Below are 3,890 nucleotides of genomic sequence, written 5' to 3' on the forward strand. Positions count from 1 at the left end.
ATGCCGTCAGGGGAGAGCGGCATCCACCCCATCTCCAGCAGATAGTGCAATGTGTCCTTGGGCTCGGTGAAGATGATCAGCTTTCGGCGGTTACCGTCGCTGTCGATCATGAGCTCATCGTCGAGGATCCGGTCGAGCTGGGTCCACTTGGTGTCCTTGCCCGAGCGCAGGACGTCGAGCGCCATGATCTCCAGCCCCTTGAGGGTCTGGACCTCGATCTCGAGCTGCTCGACGGTCTCGGCCGTCGTGGCACCGGTTGAGATCAGATCTTCAATCTCGTCGACTTCATCCTGCCCATACTCATCAATGTTCTTGAGAATTTCTTCCGAGACGTCCGGCTGGCCGAAAGCAGCGCGTCCACCCTTTCGCGCGAGTCTGGCTTCCGCGAGTTCCGCCTCGAGCCGTTCCCGCCGGCGTTTCAGCGACTGGTAGATTGCGGCGGGGGACGATGCGAGGCGTCGCTGAAGGATCTGCAGCGCGAAGCCGACATTGTTCCGTTTCTTGCCATCCTGCTCCGCGAACCGCTGCACGCGATTCATTTCCGTCCGAACGTACTCCGTGACGGCGCTGTAGAGCCCGGCTTCCTCCGGCGACAGCTCATATTTTACGGTATAGGCGCGCCGTTCCGGGAACAGCGGTCTACCATCGAACTTCAGCAGTTCTTCCTTAGTCAGGCGGCGCATCATGTCGGCACTGTCGGCGTAATGCACACCGTCACGGAAGCGCCCTTCGAAGCGGTCGCCATCCAGCAGCGCCATGAAAAGCTGGAAGTCCTCCTCCTTGCCGTTGTGTGGCGTAGCGGACATCAGCAGCAGGTGGCGGCAGACTCGGCCGAGCTGTTGGCCCAGCTGGTATCGCTTGGTGTATTTGACGTCACCGCCGAAGTAGCTCGCCGACATGCGGTGAGCTTCGTCGCAGATAATCAAGTCCCATTCCGTAGAGGAAGCGAGCTTCTGCTGGAGATCCTCGTTCCGCGCGAGAACATCGAGGCGAGCGATCAGACGGTTGCGGTCATTGAAGACGTTGCCCGAACGCGAGGTCTCGATCATGTCGCGAGAAAGAATGTCGAACTCGAGCGAGAACCTCTCTCCCAGCTCGTCCTGCCATTGCTCGACGAGGCTGCCGGGCGCGACGACCAGACAGCGTTCGAGATCGCTGCGCGCGATCAGCTCCTTGATCAGGAGGCCCGCCATGATGGTCTTGCCTGCTCCCGGATCGTCGGCAAGCAGGAAGCGAAGCGGCTGCCGCGGCAGCATTTCGCCGTAGACGGCCGTGATCTGATGCGGAAGCGGGTCGACGAGGCTCGTGTGGATCGCCAGATACGGATCGAAGTAATGCGCAAGCTTGATCCGGTTCGCTTCGGTGACAAGCCGCAGAAGACTCGCGTCGGCATCGAAGGACCAAGCTCGACCTCTTTGCTCGACAGAGAGCCGGTGCTCGTCATCACGATATAGGGTGGTCTCCGAAACGCTGCCGCCGGGCACCCGGTACACAAGGTTGATCGCCTGATCGCCGATCCATTCGACCGAAACCGCTTCAACCGTCTGGTTCGGGACCACGCCAGCAATCGACGCTCCATTCCTAATGTCTTCGAGCCTAGTCACTCCAAGACCTCGCAAATCTTTGGTGGCATTCTTTCGGCATGGTCTTCATCGTGAATCCGTTCTTTCATACCGCGCGCCTTTGCCCGTCGCTTGGCCGAGCACTAGTCAAAATTTCATCACGGTTGAGTAAGACGATCTGCTGATCCTGTGGCTTCCGGGCTGCCGGGTCCGTATCGAGCCCAAGCCGTCTCAACGCATAGTAGAGGAGCGCGCGCCTCACCTTGATCTTCACCTTGCCGCCGCGCATGCCATAGTCGAGCGCGATGACCTTCGCCTGTGTCTCGGAGAGATCGGGGTGAGGGCCAACCTCTAGGGTGACCTCGGAGTGCCAGTCGCGGTCATTCTCGGCCGACATTTCGCTCTCACGCGTCCCGCCGATCTCGAGGATCCGCGAGAGCAGGAAATCCTTGAAGCAGTCATCGGTCAGGCAGAGCGCCCGCGTATGCCAGCGGAACCCGTCGAATGCGATAGCGTGCGGCGCGATCCACCTCCAGCGCGGCTCTGGTCTGGACAGGGACTGGTACTTGACCTCGATCGCCTCGGACCGGCGGATGGCGGTGACGACCGAGCGCAGAGTCGCCGGATCGACGCCGCGCACGGGCGTCGGAGCGGCCGCATAGGGCGGGAGATCGGCGATCCAGGAGTCGTCGCGGTCGAGGATCCCGTCGGCGACCGACCGCAGCTGGGCGAGGTAGCGACTGGCGTCGGGCTCATGGAACCGCGGGCGGAAGCCTGAGCCGCGGACATAGGTCCGCGCGCTCTTGTCATAGACCATGTTGTCCGGCGCCATTCCGATGTAGCGGTTCAGGTCGGTGGACGCCTGGTTCACCGAGACCCCGAACTGGTCCATCAGATCGCTGCGGTTCACATGTCCCTCCCAGAACAGGCGGAACTCTATGAACTCGAGGCGCTGCTCGACGCCCCAGCGCAGTTCCGACCTGTCCCGCTCCATGTCGCGCTCCCGCCTCGGCCATGCGCATGTTTACTATGCGCACCCATTTACTGGGCCTGAGGTGAGGCTAGCCGAGGGGGTGATGTGGCGCAATCGAAATGCGTCGCAAATCAGAGATTTGCCGCGCGTCCTGTGGTCGGGAGGGGCGACTGTCTCGTCACGCGAGCTGGACCTGCTGCTCCGCGGTTGCCTTGATGGCCTCGAGCTCGAAGGCCTCGATATCGCAGACACGATAAACCACGCGCCCTCCGAGTTTCATGTAGGCCGGCCCCTCGCCAGCCCACCGCCACCGTTCGAGGGTGCGGTGCGAGATGGTCCAGCGGTCGGCGAGTTCCTTCTGCGTCAGGCAGTTGCGCTTCATGATATCCTCCGTTTGAGCAACTCGGTATGGTTGCGTCCAAACGAAGGCCTGAAAGGAAATGCGAGGCAAGTCAGTTGGTTGCGCACATCCGCGCATTGCTGCTGGCCTGGCGACGGCGGTCGCCAAGACGACGAACTGCGCGCCCGGTCTGGTCGTCCCCGGACCTGCGTAGGCGAGAGAAAACGATTGATGATCGCGCCGCGACGAGGGTGCTCGTGGCCCTCGGCCAACGCGCGACGGCGAAACGCTGAGCCGAGATTTTCGATGACTCATTCCCTCCGAAATGCGCAGAGACCCCAAAGGCTACGCAGACCTCACACATTCTTACGATGCACAATGGAATCAATAGCATAAAAACTCGCATGGATGAATTTCTATTCTTTTGTGCCTGTTTCGTTTTTTATATGTTCTCTTTTCGCAGAGAGCCGCAACGCACTACCTCAGGACGTCGCGGATTCACCATGTTTTTCGAGTGGACAAATGGGCGTGCCGGAGTGGCCCGGTCTCCGACACGCCCCGAATGGAACGCAGCCGCATGCGCGACCGCGCGGCCGGCGAAAACTCGAGCCGGCCTGGTGGGCTCCGAGCGGGTTCGCCGCCATCCCCACCGCCGCGCTTGATCCGGCCCACAGTCCGGCGTCTCCTGCGGTCCCCGCGCTTGTTGGGTCCGGGTCCCCGTCGTTGACCTACAGGCCGCTACTCGGCCTCGGCCGGCGTGATCTCGGTGATGGTCTGGAACTCGCCGAGGAACTCGGGATGGTTCTGCGCCAGATAGCGCACGACCCGCGCGTTCCCGAGCAGCTTGCCGACATAGCCCTTGATCACGGTCAGATGCAGGTGGTCCTCGCCGTAGGTGTCCTGGATCGAGGCGATCCCCTCCTGCAGCCGGGCGAGTTCCTGCTCCATGCGCGCCATCGCCTCCGGCGTGATGCCTTTAACCTTCTTTTGTGGATGCCGCTCGGTTTGCAAGGAA

General features: G+C 61.7%; 4 protein-coding genes. All 4 read right to left on the minus strand.

Features of this window, described 5'->3' with window-relative positions; genetic code table 11:
• On the minus strand, positions 1-1,604 hold a 1,604-nt coding region (locus EZM81_RS17805), incomplete at its 3' end, for an SNF2-related protein (RefSeq protein ID WP_136646711.1).
• 64 nt (positions 1,605-1,668) lie between these two features.
• A complete protein-coding gene (locus EZM81_RS17810; RefSeq protein WP_136646712.1) occupies positions 1,669-2,556 on the minus strand; it encodes a WYL domain-containing protein in 888 nt (295 codons plus the stop codon).
• A 157-nt stretch (positions 2,557-2,713) separates the two neighbouring features.
• Positions 2,714-2,917: an AlpA family transcriptional regulator gene (locus tag EZM81_RS17815; RefSeq protein WP_136646713.1), complete on the minus strand. Its 204-nt coding sequence runs from the start codon at positions 2,915-2,917 to the stop codon at positions 2,714-2,716.
• Positions 2,918-3,613: 696 nt separating this feature from the next.
• Positions 3,614-3,890 (minus strand): plasmid partitioning protein RepB C-terminal domain-containing protein (locus tag EZM81_RS17820; RefSeq protein WP_305791170.1); only part of this gene is annotated, 277 nt, incomplete at its 5' end.

The organism is Tabrizicola sp. YIM 78059 (assembly GCF_004959785.1).
Classification (GTDB): Bacteria; Pseudomonadota; Alphaproteobacteria; order Rhodobacterales; family Rhodobacteraceae; genus Tabrizicola; species Tabrizicola caldifontis.